The sequence below is a fragment of the Ruminococcus flavefaciens genome, assembly GCF_900119075.1.
Classification (GTDB): Bacteria; Bacillota; Clostridia; order Oscillospirales; family Ruminococcaceae; genus Ruminococcus; species Ruminococcus flavefaciens_Q.
Genome location: NZ_FPIP01000004.1, coordinates 21,148 through 35,825, shown reverse-complemented (window position 1 = coordinate 35,825; position 14,678 = coordinate 21,148). Strand labels below are relative to the sequence as shown.

Genomic DNA, 14,678 nt, shown 5'->3' with positions numbered 1-14,678 from the left:
TGTAAAGATTTAATTTAGGGTGATGTTATTTCGTGTTCAGCGATAGGCTCAGCAGCCAGCTCTATAAGTGCACCCTGAAAAGCACTACCAATGACTGTATCAGCTGTGTTATATGCGCTATCAAGAACTGTAATTGAATCCGCCATCTGTTCAGGAGTCGCTGTTCCACAGCAATTTGCAACGTTTGTTGCAAGATCAGATGTTCCGGAAGGGAACAATCGTGCGCTGTTATTGCTAACATACTGCTTAATCGCATTGAGTGTCGCAGTATCATTAGCGCGAGCAATACCATTTAAACCTCCAAGCGCCGTATCGCCATCACAATACATCATCTGCTTGAATGTATTAGGCCATACCCAGTAAATTGTAACTGGATCATCTTCTGTTAAAGTGAATTTTATGAAATCCGGACTGATAAGACCACTATAGCTATATAGCGTTTTCCCATTTACTGTTTTAGGATAACGGTTTGTAAAATAAAGAATATGCGTGTCCAGATATCCAAGAGCCGTAGCATTTGAGCTCTCCGACCAAGTATCATTCTGATATGTAAACCCCCGCATAGACGCTGAGAACTTCATATCGAGGCTTGTGTCAGCTTTATCTGGAACTACCCAAAACGTCAATTCTCCGCATTCCCCCGGCTGTAACTGTTCACCCGAAGACAATTCCATTCGCCATTTCACATCTTCATTATTGTCACCGGTGTAGTAGTATTCTGGAGTGTTGTCATCGTCAGGAACACCGTCTTTGTATTCGGATGCTGCAGTGTATGCAGCATCCATTGGTATCGTCCCCTTGGATTTCAGTTTAAAACTATAAGCCTGAGTCGATACCCCCATACCGCTTGCGGAATTCTGCTTGTTCGCAGTAAACCACGCGATAGTCGCAAACAGCCAGACGACGAAGGCGAGCACGGCGAGTGAGCCGAAGCGAATGAGATTTCTTTTACGAATGGCTAAAAGTTTTTTTCTATCCTCATCATCTTGGTTTACCTGACTTTGTGCAGTCTGAGGTACCGAGCTGACATCTGAGGACTTAGAAAGAGCATCAAAAGCCTTAGCGCTCACCGTGATCACCACCTTTAAAAGAAGCTGCTAAAGGGCATAGTTAGCCTGTTAGCGCATAGTATCCCTACTTTATTATATCATTTTCAATGGACATAATCGACAATAACAGTCTTTACCATTTGTAATGTTTGTGCAAATAATCTTAACTTTAGCCTCGAAATAAATACATATCGTATATTTCCTCTCATATATACTAACAATAAAATTTTGGAGGCATATAGAAAAACATATCCCTGCAAAACAGAGCCCCCTCACATTACGCGAGGGGGTTGTTATGTTATAGAGGCTTTAGGAACCTATGATGACTTAAAATCTTATTCATAGCCGCCGATCCACCGACGGTTTTAAGCATATCGGATAGGTCTTTAAAACCCTTTATGGAGGAATTATTATGAGAAGCTAATTTTATGTGCCTGTATTTTTAGTGATTAGTTATTCGCCAGATATAGGCAGCATAGTAATTGATTTAACACCAGCAGGTGTATTATCGCTCTGAAGCTTTAACTTCATATCCAAAGTCCATTTGCCAACTAGAGTGTTGAACTTAGCTGTATAGCAAGTTTCATCTTCGCCTTCAATATACATTCTAACAACAACCTTATAGTACTTTGTTGAATTAGCAGGTACAGTAGCAAGACCAGTTGCCGCAGAAACATATGTTACATCTCCTTCTACAGTTGACGCAGAATTAACAGCTTTTCCATCAGTAAAGTTATCAGCACCTGTAGGAGCCCAAATACCTACCAATTCACCAGCGTCAGCAGTTGCAGTACCCGCTGTTATATCTTCAACAAAAATCGCAGCACGATAAGCTTTATTAGTATCTACTTCACTATTAGCCTTTGTATATGTAAGGTCAAGCTGTGTCAAATCAATAACCTCAGGGTTAGTCGATGTATTATCTGCCTTTAACTGGAAAACATAATCCGCATAAGCATACGCACCTTGCTCGCCAGAAATCAGTGATTTAGCCTTATTTTTTGTTAAGCCATAATCTTGAGAGAACTTATCCATGTAATCGGAAGCATTACCTCCAGTCGCAACAGCAGAAGCATTATAAGCTGTATAAGCATCTGTTCTTGCATCACCATTAGCTAAAGCATCAACCGTATAGAAGAAATTCTTACCGTTTGCTGTTGATACAGGTTCAAGTATTTTTGCAACGCTCTGGCTTAATGTAGCAGTTGAGAAATTGCTGTCTGCTTTTTTTGCAGTACTAGCGATTGTATCATCTGCAATAAGCAAGTTGCTTTCAACCGTAGTCTTTAAAGACATACCAGTTACTGTAACAGTCGTATTCATTGTGAACCACGCGTAGGTGGATGTTGCGAGCATCGAAGCTGATAAAGCAAGCATTCCAGCAGCCGGTATGAGCTTCTTAACTGCGCTGTTTTTTCTTTTAGCATTAGTTTTCATCATAGGTCATTTTCCTTTCATAATAAATTACCGAGAATAGGCTCGGCTGCCTTTTGCCTCTTTAATTTTGCCTCGGGAGTTATACTTTTTGTTTACAATCATATTATAGCTTAATTTCTACTATTTGTCAACGGATTTTTTGAAAAATTCATAATTTTCCATATAATTCAGCAAATTTCACAATGAAAAGTAGTTTTTCTGCACCTTTTATCTAACGCAGCAATTACATCTTGTATAAACGAATATTTCCTTTCACAAACAGTAATTGCCATATTTTTGTATTAATTTGATTTTTCTATACGCTTCGTATTTTATCATGATTTTAATGTCCCAATTGTAGGGGCGCACAGTGTGCGCCTGTTTCACAAATACACCTGTATTTTCCAAATGCAGCCGCATATTTATGTTTTTCACGGGCGAACAATGTTCGCCCCTACATATATAATGTAACGTCGTTCAAAAATGAATAATTCATAAATTTTGTCTAAAATATTGATTTTTTCTGTATCATATGTTATAATAAGTTATCGAAATACGTTTTGCTATATTTCGTCATCTCATAGCAAAGGAGAATGGTTATGCAGCATATCGACGAACAATATATTGTAAACAACTTTGAATCCGCACTGGATAAAGGCTACGTAAAGGCTTATTATCAGCCCGTTATACGTACCCTTACCGAAAGGATATGCAGCGTCGAGGCTCTCGCACGCTGGCAGGATCCCGTTGTGGGACTCCTCTCCCCTTTCCTTTTTATTAATGTACTGGAGAAATACCACCTTATCCATAAGCTGGATCTGGCTATTCTTGATAATATCTGCGTTACCTATAATGAAATGAGAAACCGCGGACTTCCTCTGCACCCGTTCTCCATTAATCTGTCCCGTCTTGACTTTGACGAAATAGATATGCTGGACGCCATTTCAAAGACTCTCGCCAAGTACGATGTGCCGTCCACGGCTATACACATTGAGATAACCGAGAGCGTAATGCTTGATAATACCGCATATTTCCGCCGTATCTTCGACAGCTTCCACGACGCGGGCTTCGCTATCTTCATGGACGATTTCGGCAGCGGATACTCCTCGCTGAACGTGCTCAAGGACTACAGCTTCGATGTTCTGAAAATAGATATGCGATTCCTAAGCGATATCGGTATACGCTCAAAGAAGATACTGGCTTCGGTCATGAATATGGCTAAGGCGATAGGTATGCACACTCTCGCCGAGGGCGTCGAGACAAAGGAGCAGATGACTTTCCTCCGAAATATCGGCTGCGAAATGCTGCAGGGCTTCTACTACTCAAAGCCTATGGACGGCGACCTTTACATAAAGTATCTATCCGAATCAAAGCTTGGCGTCGAGGATCCTGCGGAGAATCACTACTGGAACGCAGTTGGTCAGATAAACTTCCTGAGCCCCGATCCGCTGAATGATCTCACCAACGAGCAGATCGAGAGCGGCGATTACGGATTTATCCGCGAAAACTCCACAGCACTCGCACTTATCGAGCAGCGCGGCGAACAGGTCGAGCTCCTTTATAAGAATGAGGCTTACGAGAATGGCTTGCAGCGTATAGGCTTCAGCTCCGTGGACGAACTCATAAAAACTATCAACGAAATGGACAGAGGCTACTACCCCGATATGATCGAGCAGGTGGACTTCTCTATCAAGACAGGCGAGTTAGTCAAGGAGGATCACCTCATCAACGGCGTGTACTTTACGTACTATACTAAATGTATCGCCGAGACCGACGGCAAAGCCATGCTCGCCGCAAGCATACAGACCTACGGCGGCGATGTGGACAAGTCCACAAACGACCTCTTTGAAAAATACAGCAGAATGCTCATAGACACCTATGACCATATCTCTGTCATGGATCCCGCGAAAAACACCGTTATTACAAGACTGTATTCAAAGTTCGGCTTCAGTGAGGAATACACCCAGCTCCCGCTTGACGAAGCTATCAGACGCTTTGCCGAAAACGAGGTGGCAGAATGCGACAGGGAGAGATTCCTTCAGTTCATGGAGCCCTCTACTATCCGCGAGCGCATGAACAAGACAAATCACAGGTACTTCCAGCTTCCCTTCCAATACAGGACTCAGAACGGCGAATACAAGATGATGGACACCAAAGTTATCAAGGTCTTCATGGGACCAAGTGACATTTACATCTTCTCCATAGAAGCTATGTCCGAACAGGTATATAAAGCGGCGGAGCTTCTGCTCAATGCCCACCCCGAGTTATTCGATTTTACTTAAATAATTATTACTAAATCTGCGCAGCAGCTTGATCTGCTGCGCTTATATTTTTAATCAACAGCTATATTGTATAGAGCAAATACACCTTTTTACGTTTTTTCTGAACATAATGCTGTAAAAAACAGCTCTTTTAAGGTAAGTTTAAGATTATTTTAAGATTTATTCATTATTATGTAATCATATATTAACGACGAATTAATACCGACTTCAAGATATTTTTTTAGGAGGAATTAAAATGAAGAAGAAAAGCTTAATTGCAGGCATACTTTCTGCCTGTATCGTCGGCTCGGCTGCGGCGGTAACGCTCAGCGGCTCGGCAGCTGACAAGCTGTACGGCGACGCCAATCTTGACGGCACTGTGGATATGTCCGACTGCGTGCTCATAATGCAGTCTCTGGCTAATCCTTCAAAGTACGGCACTACAGGCACAAACGAAAAGCACCTCACCGCTGAGGGTGCAGAATTAGCCGACGTTTCAGAGCGCGGCAACGGTCTTACCTCAAACGACGCTCTCTCCGTACAGCGCTATCTTCTCGGCATGATAAGCGAGCTTCCCGAGAGCTACAGCAGCAATGTACAGAGCAGCACCACAACTACCACTGTTACCGAGGCACAGACAACTACTACAGTAACTACAACAGCTCCAAAGGAGACAGTTACAACTCTCCCCAAGGAGGACGTAGATACAAAGATACACCTCAAGGGCTCTTCTATCCAGGTAGAGGGCAAGTACGCCGAGGCTAACGGCTCTAAGGTAACTATCTCACATTCAGGTAATTACACTATCGACGGTACTCTCAATGACGGACAGATATACGTTGAAGTTCCCGACGACAAGGCTGATCCCGATACAGTAAAGCTTGTATTCAACGGCGTGAACATCACAGGCAAGAACGCTCCTGCTGTTCTTATCAAGAACGCAGACAAGACATCTATCACTCTTGCTGACGGCACAGAGAATACAGTTTCCGACGGTACTTCACCTTACGGCGGCGACGATCAGACAAACGCTGTTATTGAAGCTAAGGACGACCTCACTATCAAGGGCGGCGACGCAGGTACAGGTATCCTCAATATCACTGCAAATGTTCAGCCAGCTATCGTCTGCAACAACGACATCAAGTTCACAGGCGGTATTACAAATATCGACACTCTTAACCTGACAGAAGCTAACGATGCCGTAAAGGGCAAATCTTCCGTTCTCGTAAAGGGCGGTCAGCTCAATATCAAGTCAGAAGGCGACGGTATCAAATCATCTAAGGGCAATGTTGACATCGAAGGCGGCGAAGTAAATATCAAGTGCGGCAAGGACGCTATACAGGCTGAGACAGCTATCAACATCTCAGGCGGCAAGATCGCTGCATTCGGTGACAAGGGACTCACAAGCGCAGGCACTATCGGCATCACAGGCGGCGAGCTCCTCGCTACAGCTACAGACAACCAGTGCGAGAACCTTACATCTACTGAGCAGAATACTATTATGATAGATTTCGCTAAGGAGTGGTCAAAGAACAATCCTATCACTCTTACCGATTCTTCAAACAAGGTGCTCTTCGATCAGAATACCTCAAAGAAGTACAAGTACGCTATAGTTTCTTCTCCTGAGATCGGCAGCGGCGAGTATAAGCTCTTCGCAGGCGGCATCAAGCAGAAGCACAGCGCAGGCAGCACCTTCAAGGGCGGCAAGCCTGCTGCATACAAGGACGTAAACAACGATATGGAAAATGAAGAACAGCTCTACGGCAGCTTCTTCGATCTGGGCAAGGTCCACAAAATCGATGTAAAGATGTCCGAAAGCGACTGGAACGCATTTATGAATGTCGCTCAGAAAGAAGAATGGTATCCATGCGACCTCGTTATCGACGGTGAAGAGATCAAGAACGTTGGTATCAGAACCAAGGGCAACAGCTCACGTATGATGGTAAACAACGGCAAGTACAGCTTCCGCTTCAAGCTTGATAAATACGAAAAGCTCAACAACTACCACGGTCTTACAGAATTCTGCATGAACAACTTCTATTCAGACGCTTCATGCATGAGAGACCTTATCTGCTACGATGCAATGTACACCATAGACGGTGTAGCTCCCAAGAGCAGCTACTCGGATATGTACGTAAACGGCAAGCTCTACAGCTTCTACTATGCTCTTGAGCAGCCCGGCACTACACTGGCTGAGCGCTATGCTATCGACGACGACTCCAACCTCTACAAGGCTACCGAAAGAAGCAATCAGGCAGGCGGCGGCGGTATGTGGGGCGGCATGGGCGGAGGCGACAGCTACAGCACCTTCACCGAGAAGATGCCTGTCAACAACCTCGACCTCAAGTTCGGAAACGACGAGCAGCTCCAGCACCTTGAAGAGCTCAAATCAGCAATCAACAAGATGAGCACCTCAAACTACAAGTTCATCGAGGACATCATTGACGTTCCAAGCTTCCTCAAGGGATTCGCTGTAAACTCCGTAATGTGCAACTACGACAGCTATAACGGCTCACTGGCACATAACTACTACCTCATGTACACAGGCGGCAAGCACTATTTCGTAGGCTGGGACTACAACCTCTGCCTCGGCATATTCATGGACGGTGCAAGCTCTGTAAACTCAGATATCAACACAAGCCTTTACAATGCAACAGTTGACAACCGTCCTTTTGCAAAGCTTCTCCAGATCCCTGAGTATTACACTCTGTACGTAGGATACGTAAACGAGATCATGAATTACTACAAGGATATCGAGCAGTACGTTGCAAACTATTCTCAGCTGATACGTCCGCACGTTGAAGCTGATCCAAGATTTGCATTCTCTGTAGACCAGTTCGTAACATCAACTACCAAGAGTGCCAACGGACTTCAGGTAGGCGGCGGTCAGCAGAATCCTTGGGGCGGACAGCAGCAGAACCCACAGCAGGGACAGCAGAACCCTTGGGGCGGACAGCAGCAGAATCCTCAGCAGGGACAGCAGAATCCTTGGGGCGGACAGCAGGGCAATAATCAGTGGAACTTCCAGTTCAACTCTGATGAGCCCGACGCAGCGGAAGGTTCAGCAGAATTCGAGCAGAGCTGGTCATTTGAAGGCGGCTTCGGCGGCGGTTTCAACTGGAACGGCGGCGGCGGAGGCGGCGGAATGTTCGGTAACAACAGCGTTTCCGTTATCGACTTCCTGCTCAAGCGCTTCGAGGTAATCCGCAGCACTATCAAAGGTTAATTAACAAGCATTTCAGGTATCACACTTTAAATACAGCCCGAAAGAGGTCCTCACGGATCACTTTCGGGCTTCCTGCTTTTCTGTGTCACTGGTTGACCTGACGGTGTTGATCTGATATAATATTATTATCTGAAAGAATTAAGGAGAAAAATATGCGAATATCACAGAGCTGCGCTGAATGCTTGTATAAACGTCAGAAAAACAAGACTGATAATACCGAATACCTTGCCGAGATAAAATCCCTCCTTGACAACCGAAAAGGAATTGATACCAGTCCATACATGGTATACCTTTTCAATAAGGTACACGTCAGGTACTTCGGTAAGGGCGCAGATTACAGTGTTATCAAGAAACAGTACAACGACCTTGTCCTTGCTATGGAGGATAGTCTGCGGCATGAGATAAACTCCGCGGAAGAACCGCTGGCAAAGGCGATGATGATGTCACGGGCAGGCAATTACATAGACTTCGGAGCCATGAACAGCGTGGACCGCGATGAATTTCTCTCACTGTTCAGCAATACAGAAATGCGCGAAGATGACCGAAAAACCTACGAATCATTTCTCCGCGAATGTACCGATGCAAAGACATTTCTGCTGATATGTGACAACTGCGGAGAAATAGTTCTCGACAAGCTCATGCTTGAACAGCTTAAATTGAGATTTCCTCATCTGACAGTCAGAGCTATGGTGCGCGGCGACGATGTTCTCAATGACGCAACCGCTGAGGACGCAAAATATGTGGGACTTGATGCGGAAGCCGAGATAATCTCCAACGGTGAAGCTGTTGCAGGAACAATATACGAAATGCTGCCCGATGAAGCGAAAAATGTACTTGACCATTCCGACGTGATACTTGCGAAAGGTCAGGGCAATTATGAATCTCTTTCAGGACAGGGCAGACACATATTCTACGAATTTCTCTGCAAATGCGAGCTGTTCACCAGCCGATTCAACGTGCCGAAGCTGACAGGAATATTTATCGAAGAAAAATAATAAAGCCACAAACCGTGTTTTTATAAAAAACACGGTTTTTATTATAGAGCAAGTATGCAAATGAGGACACAAGGTGTAATATTCCACGAAAAGCAGTCAAAAAGTACTATATTTCATTGAAATAGCTTGAGATATCATGTATAATGTTAATATAGAGAATATCGGCTTTTTCGGGAGGATATTAAAATGAACAGACAATTCAAAAGAGCGGCGGCTCTTGCCGTCAGCATTCTCACCGTTTTCTCGGGAGCTTCGGGCATTGCTCCCATAGGCAGTCCTGCTGTGACAGCTACGGCGGCAGGCAGTATCCTCGCATTCCCCGGAGCTGTAGGCGGCGGCAAATACGCTACAGGCGGACGCGGCGGCGAGGTATACCACGTTACAAATCTCAACGACAGCGGCGAGGGCTCATTCCGCGACGCCGTAAGCAAATCGGGACGTATCGTCGTTTTTGACGTAAGCGGAACTATCGAATTAAAGGGCAATATTCTTTGCTCAGGCAATGTCACCGTGGCAGGTCAGACTGCTCCGGGCGGCTCGGGCATCACGCTGAAAAACTACAAAATGGGTATGTCTGGAGACAATATCATCTGCCGTTACATCAGCTCCCGTCCAGGTCCATATGCTTCCACGAACTCGGGAAACGACGCATGGGGCGGCGCAAAGGGCTCAAACTCTATAATCGACCACTGCTCCATGGGCTGGACAACGGACGAGCAATGGGGACTTTATTCCAATAACACCAACTATACCGTGCAATACTCCGTCATAGGTCCTGCGGACTCATGGGGCGGTCACAAAAAGGGACTCCACGGCTTCGGAATAATGATGGGCAAGGGCGACCTGACCTTTGACCATAACCTCATTATCCACAACGTTTCCAGAAACTTCCGCGGCAAGGTGCCTGACCAGTACACGGCGGACTTCACCAACAATATCATCTACGACTGGGGCTATCAGACCGCATACGGCACCATAGGACACCTGAATTACGTCAATAATACCCTGAAAGCAGGCAACTCCACCACAGGAGGCTATCATTATATGTATGTGGACAGTACTACCAAGCCCGAGAATTTCAAGGTATACTGCGCAGGAAACCGCCTTATCAACAAGGACGGCTCATTCCACAGCGTTACAGGTGATAACTGGTCTGGAGTCACCGTCAAGGACGGTATCGGCATATCCAAGAACAACCTGTACAGCGGAACTTCTTTCCCTATCAATATCAACGGCGAGAATGTGTCCACTGCAAATACTGCCGAGAGTGCGGCGGCTGCCTACGACCATGTAATAAGCTTCGCAGGCAACGGTATCTCTCCCGATAAGCGTACCGCTATCGACAAGCAGTGCGCAAGCGATACAAAGAACGGCACGGGACAGTGCAGCGGTACTGCGGCATTTGACGGCTCAGAAGCCAACCTCAGCAAGTACAATATCAAGTGCGGCGTGACCTACAGCTATCCCTCCCCCGTTACAAAAAAGGAGATAACCGACGCTGACAACGACGGCATGGACGACAGCTGGGAGCTTGCACGAGGTCTTGATCCCAACGATCCCGATGACTACGCAGGAGACTACTGCGGTCAGGGCTACATGAACATCGAGTACTACATAAACGACCTTACCGTGGATTCATTCCCTCAGGGCGTTGTGAAGCTCTCCCCTACAGGCGGAAATTTCACTCCTGTAACTACAGTTTCCGCCTTTGAGACTATCGAAGCTGAGCATTTCAGCGATCAGAACGGTATAGAGACTACGGAGGGAACAGGCTTCGGCGTTATAGACCATATCCAAAACGGAAGCTGGGTAAAGTACGAAAAAATAAACTTCGGCAGCGGCGCTCAGAGCTTTAAGGCTAAGATAGCAGGAAATCCAACGGTTATGGAGCTGTATCTCGACAGCATGAGCGGCTCTCCTGCGGTAAAAATAAATTATGCAGGCAACGGCAGCCTCGATACATTTGAGGAGATAGAAGCAGGCATATCAAAGCTGACAGGAACTCACGACCTGTATATAAAGTTTACGGGCGGCGACGGCTACCTTGTAAATCTGGACAGCTTCGTATTCGGCAGGGACGCTGTTCCCCTCAGCGGCAAGCTCTTCAAAAACGTTCAGGTCACTTCACAGGCAAATCCTGATTTCTGGCAGATATCAACTGCGGCTGTAGGCTCGCCTGTATTCGGTGACAGGACTTTCAAATTCTCAGAGCTCCAGCTCAAAGGCGCAGAGCAGCTTCTAACCTCATGTGACGCAAAGGGCACAACAGGCGAAGCGGCAACATTTGAGGCAGGCAGCGATATGTCCCTGTATGTGGGACTGGACAGCCGTGTGGAGAATGTTCCCGACTGGCTCAGCGATTATACGCTGATGAGAACGCTTTGCACGTCTGATAACGACGTTAGCTTTATGATGTACAAAAAGGACGTAAAGGCAGGCGATAAGATATCCCTCGGCAGCAATGGACAGACCTATAAATGCGTTAATTATATCGTTATGGCTGTGGGCAAAAGTACTATTGAACCGCCTGTAAGCTATAGTCTGGGCGATATCAATAAGGACGGCTCTATAAACATTGCAGACCTTGTTATACTGCAAAAGCATATCCTCGGCAAGGAGATAATGTCACAGGAACAAGCCGTGCAGGCTGATTTGAACATGGACGGCACAGCTGATATATTTGATATGGTAGAGCTCAGAAAGGCTGTAATACAAGGCTAATAAAGGACGGCTTAAATGTGATACTCATATAGAAGTTTTATGCTAATTATTGAGAGAACCCCTTTTGAAAAAGGGGCTTCTCTCAAACTCTCTCCCTAAAACTTTCAGTTTTATTTTTTCTCATATAGGGCTCGCTCTGTTTTTATTACAGGGCTTTTTTTATTTTCAGCGAGCCCTATATGAGAAAAAATCAGCTAAAAAAGTCTTTGGAAAGGGGTTCGGGGGAAAGCCTTTCTTCAGAAAGGTTTCCCCCGATAAAAAGTATGACCTGCTATATAAGTATCACGGTTATGCCGTCCTTTTATAATGTGTATCGGATTCAGTCCTATAGGTGCATTTCCCTTTCTATCCATTCCATAAGGACATCTACTATATAGGAGCGCTCCCCTTCTGTCAGCACCTTTCCCGACGGGATATTATGCCACTTTTCAAGGCAGCTCCTACAGCAGCAGGCAGCTGCGTGCTGCGCTATGAATACAGGGTGACCTTTCATGGGAGTCTGCTTGCCGTCATTTTCGGGGTTCTCCGCCGACAGCCGCTTTTCTACGAAATCCCGTGCATGGCTGCGTATGGTTTCCATGCCTTTTTCAGTCACATAAGCCTTGTCCTTTGCCGATAAATGAAATCTGTTTCTGAAATCCGACCTGCTGAGTCTGGCAAACAGCGCTCCCCTGTCAGGAAGCTTGTATTTAATCGCGTCTGCCATGCCCATATTCGGAATATAGCTGTAGCCTGACTTTTTTGCCTGCGATATGTGGAGCTTTCTATCTAAATGATAGGTCCTGCCGTCTTTAATAAATACAGCTCCTGTCTGTCTGAACGTAAACGGCACTGCACAGCGGATACATTCACGGCGGACCTCCTGTATCCACCTGAGATCACATGGACGAGCGTTCTCCCCTGATTCACCGCCACAGCTGACGTGCTCTATAAGTCCTGTAGAAAGGTGCTTTTCCATATTTATCTCCCCCAGCATTGGCTCGCAGATGACTTCGCGGTGCTTTATGGGAAGACTCAGAAATATCGGCAGCCTGTAGTCAGTTCTGTCCTGATTTTCACAGGTGCAGCATAATGTCACATTATCCCAGCCGTCTCCCCAGTCCGACGGTATGCACTGCGCAAAACGATCTATTCTCTTTGTGATAATATGAAAGTGCAGATCCTGACGCCGACGTATCATATCCCAGCAGCCCTGCCGCCATTCATCGGCGTCTTCAAGAAAGAAGTCCGACGTCATACAGGCGAATACAATTCCATCCTCAGCGGAAAGTTTATACTCTCCCTGTCGGTTCTTTTTCAGCGGCAGATCGTAATCCCCCGTCTTTGCAACAACGGAAGCGTCCTTGCCGATACTTTCATCACGACGGTAAACATAGCAATTCGCACAGCCAGCACTTATTTTGTGGCAGCCGTGCCACGGATTCCAAATCGCCATATTATCGCTCCCTTTTAATATTAATGCATAGTTATTATATCAGATTTTTTGAAAAAAAGCAATGTCAGCCGCGACTAAAACCCTTGAAGCTGCTTTGATAACAGGCAGTTCCTGATGTTGAGCAATTGAAAATCATATCTTCACTCGCTGAATATATAAATAAACGGAGCAATTTTTTCTGCTTGCTCCGTTTTGAATATTCAACTGTTATTTCATTATTACTGTGAGCAGCTTTTGGTCATCAGGACAGATAAAGGACAAACACCATTTTTACTCCATAAGCAAAAAGAAAAAACGCCGATATATCAACGTTTCCTCTACTTAAAATTGAACAGGGGCAGAAGGACTTGAACCTTCTGTACCCTGCATCTTTTTTTGCCTATATTTCGGGGGCTATCAACTCTGTATAATGAACTGTGTGCAGTACGTGTGCATTTGCAATTATGCCGCACCATCACTTTTTTCAGTACGAGTATCGCGGATAACACCATACATATATTCGTCGAATACCTTGAGACTGTCGCGAACTCTCTGCTTGGGAGTCCTTATATAGACAGCATCAAGTACCTTAGAGTTGGCCCAGCCTCCGAGCTTTTCAAGGACTTCTTTCTCGACTCCGAGTCCGTTCATAGTTGTTGCGAACTGGGCACGAAGGTCGTGAAAAGTCATTTTTAAACCGTGTTTCTTGAGGAGTCTGTCGTAGCGGCGCTTCAGAGCACCATAATTCTCATTCACGATAAAATCGGTATCACTGTTGTGAGGTATATGCTGTATGAGGTTGTAGATATAGTCGGGAATAGGAACATCGCGGGTAGATAATTCTGTTTTATTGCGATTTTGTATAGTATCATGACCATTGATACAAACCCTTGTTCGTCTAACTTTTATGTATCTACCGTTGTCATCCTCATAGATATCTCCGAATTGAAGACCACGCACTTCCGAGATTCTCATACCACCACACCACACTGAGAGCAGGCATGGAAGTTCAACACTGGATCCTATAATAACTTTCAGAACTTTATTAAGGTCCGGGAGTTCTTCCTTTGCCGTCTTAGGAGGTAATTTAAGTTTGCGGATTGAAGGGAGTTCAACATCAAATAACAGCGCTGCGCTCCTAACTAAATCGTACCCACTCTTTATAGACTTATAGCCAAGCCCATGCTCAGCATCTATATTAATTGCACGTTGAACGTCGATTGTCTTGATGTCAGTAATATTAAATCCATATATTGCTTGTAGCCTGTTCTTTGCAGCAACCTCGTATCCGTAGAGCGTTGTTGGAGCGATAACACTACGTTTCGAGTCTATATAAGCCTTAACTGCTTCTTTAACAGTTATCTTTGTCGGAGTAACATCAACATGAAGTCTTTTAAACTCTTCAGCAGCAATAATTACCTCAAGTTCCGTATCACCTACAATGGACTTTCTCAAGGGTTTGCCATTTGCTTTTTTTCCATAGGTAACTTGCTTGCGAAACGTTCCATTAGGCAATTGCTGTACGCTCATTTTAGTTGTTTTCATTAACATCTGCCTTTCTATAGTAAGAAAGGCAGTATAACGATATCCTCATTA

Annotated in this window: 8 protein-coding genes; 4 read left to right on the top strand and 4 right to left on the bottom strand. The window is 45.3% G+C overall.

The window, feature by feature from the left end:
• Positions 1-14: 14 nt before the first annotated feature.
• A complete protein-coding gene (locus BT105_RS07165; protein WP_072300094.1) occupies positions 15-1,070 on the bottom strand; it encodes a hypothetical protein in 1,056 nt (351 codons plus the stop codon).
• Between the two features lie 432 nt (positions 1,071-1,502).
• Positions 1,503-2,489, bottom strand: a complete 987-nt coding sequence (locus BT105_RS07160) for a hypothetical protein (protein ID WP_072300093.1) — start codon at positions 2,487-2,489, stop codon at positions 1,503-1,505.
• Positions 2,490-3,064: 575 nt separating this feature from the next.
• Between BT105_RS07160 and BT105_RS07155 the strand changes: the two genes are divergently transcribed.
• The 4 genes from BT105_RS07155 (at position 3,065) to BT105_RS07140 (ending at position 11,668) form a co-directional block, all read left to right on the top strand.
• Positions 3,065-4,747, top strand: a complete 1,683-nt coding sequence (locus BT105_RS07155) for an EAL domain-containing protein (RefSeq protein ID WP_072300092.1) — start codon at positions 3,065-3,067, stop codon at positions 4,745-4,747.
• Positions 4,748-4,982: 235 nt separating this feature from the next.
• The gene (locus tag BT105_RS07150; protein ID WP_072300091.1) at positions 4,983-7,952 is read left to right on the top strand and encodes a carbohydrate-binding domain-containing protein; all 2,970 of its coding nucleotides are present in this window, start codon (positions 4,983-4,985) and stop codon (positions 7,950-7,952) included.
• A 152-nt stretch (positions 7,953-8,104) separates the two neighbouring features.
• Complete coding sequence (locus tag BT105_RS07145) at positions 8,105-8,947, top strand: damage-control phosphatase ARMT1 family protein (protein ID WP_072300090.1); 843 nt, start codon at positions 8,105-8,107, stop codon at positions 8,945-8,947.
• Between the two features lie 186 nt (positions 8,948-9,133).
• Positions 9,134-11,668, top strand: a complete 2,535-nt coding sequence (locus BT105_RS07140) for a carbohydrate-binding protein (protein ID WP_072300089.1) — start codon at positions 9,134-9,136, stop codon at positions 11,666-11,668.
• Between the two features lie 325 nt (positions 11,669-11,993).
• Here the strand turns inward: BT105_RS07140 and BT105_RS15395 are convergent, their stop codons facing one another.
• Together BT105_RS15395 and BT105_RS07125 are read right to left on the bottom strand one after the other, a co-directional pair.
• Positions 11,994-13,103, bottom strand: a complete 1,110-nt coding sequence (locus BT105_RS15395; protein WP_072300087.1) for a DUF5131 family protein — start codon at positions 13,101-13,103, stop codon at positions 11,994-11,996.
• A 441-nt stretch (positions 13,104-13,544) separates the two neighbouring features.
• Positions 13,545-14,627 carry a site-specific integrase gene (locus BT105_RS07125; protein ID WP_072300086.1) on the bottom strand — a complete coding sequence of 361 codons (1,083 nt, stop codon included), beginning with the start codon at positions 14,625-14,627 and terminating at the stop codon, positions 13,545-13,547.
• Between the last annotated feature and the right edge of the window lie 51 nt (positions 14,628-14,678).

What these genes read in the sequence shown, in the direction of transcription:
- BT105_RS07145 (WP_072300090.1), top strand. Translation starts at nt 8,105, where the DNA reads ATGCGAATATCACAGAGCTGCGCTGAATGCTTGTATAAACGTCAGAAA.
- BT105_RS07160 (WP_072300093.1), bottom strand. Translation starts at nt 2,489, where the DNA reads ATGATGAAAACTAATGCTAAAAGAAAAAACAGCGCAGTTAAGAAGCTC.
- BT105_RS07150 (WP_072300091.1), top strand. Translation starts at nt 4,983, where the DNA reads ATGAAGAAGAAAAGCTTAATTGCAGGCATACTTTCTGCCTGTATCGTC.
- BT105_RS15395 (WP_072300087.1), bottom strand. Translation starts at nt 13,103, where the DNA reads ATGGCGATTTGGAATCCGTGGCACGGCTGCCACAAAATAAGTGCTGGC.
- BT105_RS07140 (WP_072300089.1), top strand. Translation starts at nt 9,134, where the DNA reads ATGAACAGACAATTCAAAAGAGCGGCGGCTCTTGCCGTCAGCATTCTC.
- BT105_RS07155 (WP_072300092.1), top strand. Translation starts at nt 3,065, where the DNA reads ATGCAGCATATCGACGAACAATATATTGTAAACAACTTTGAATCCGCA.
- BT105_RS07125 (WP_072300086.1), bottom strand. Translation starts at nt 14,627, where the DNA reads ATGAAAACAACTAAAATGAGCGTACAGCAATTGCCTAATGGAACGTTT.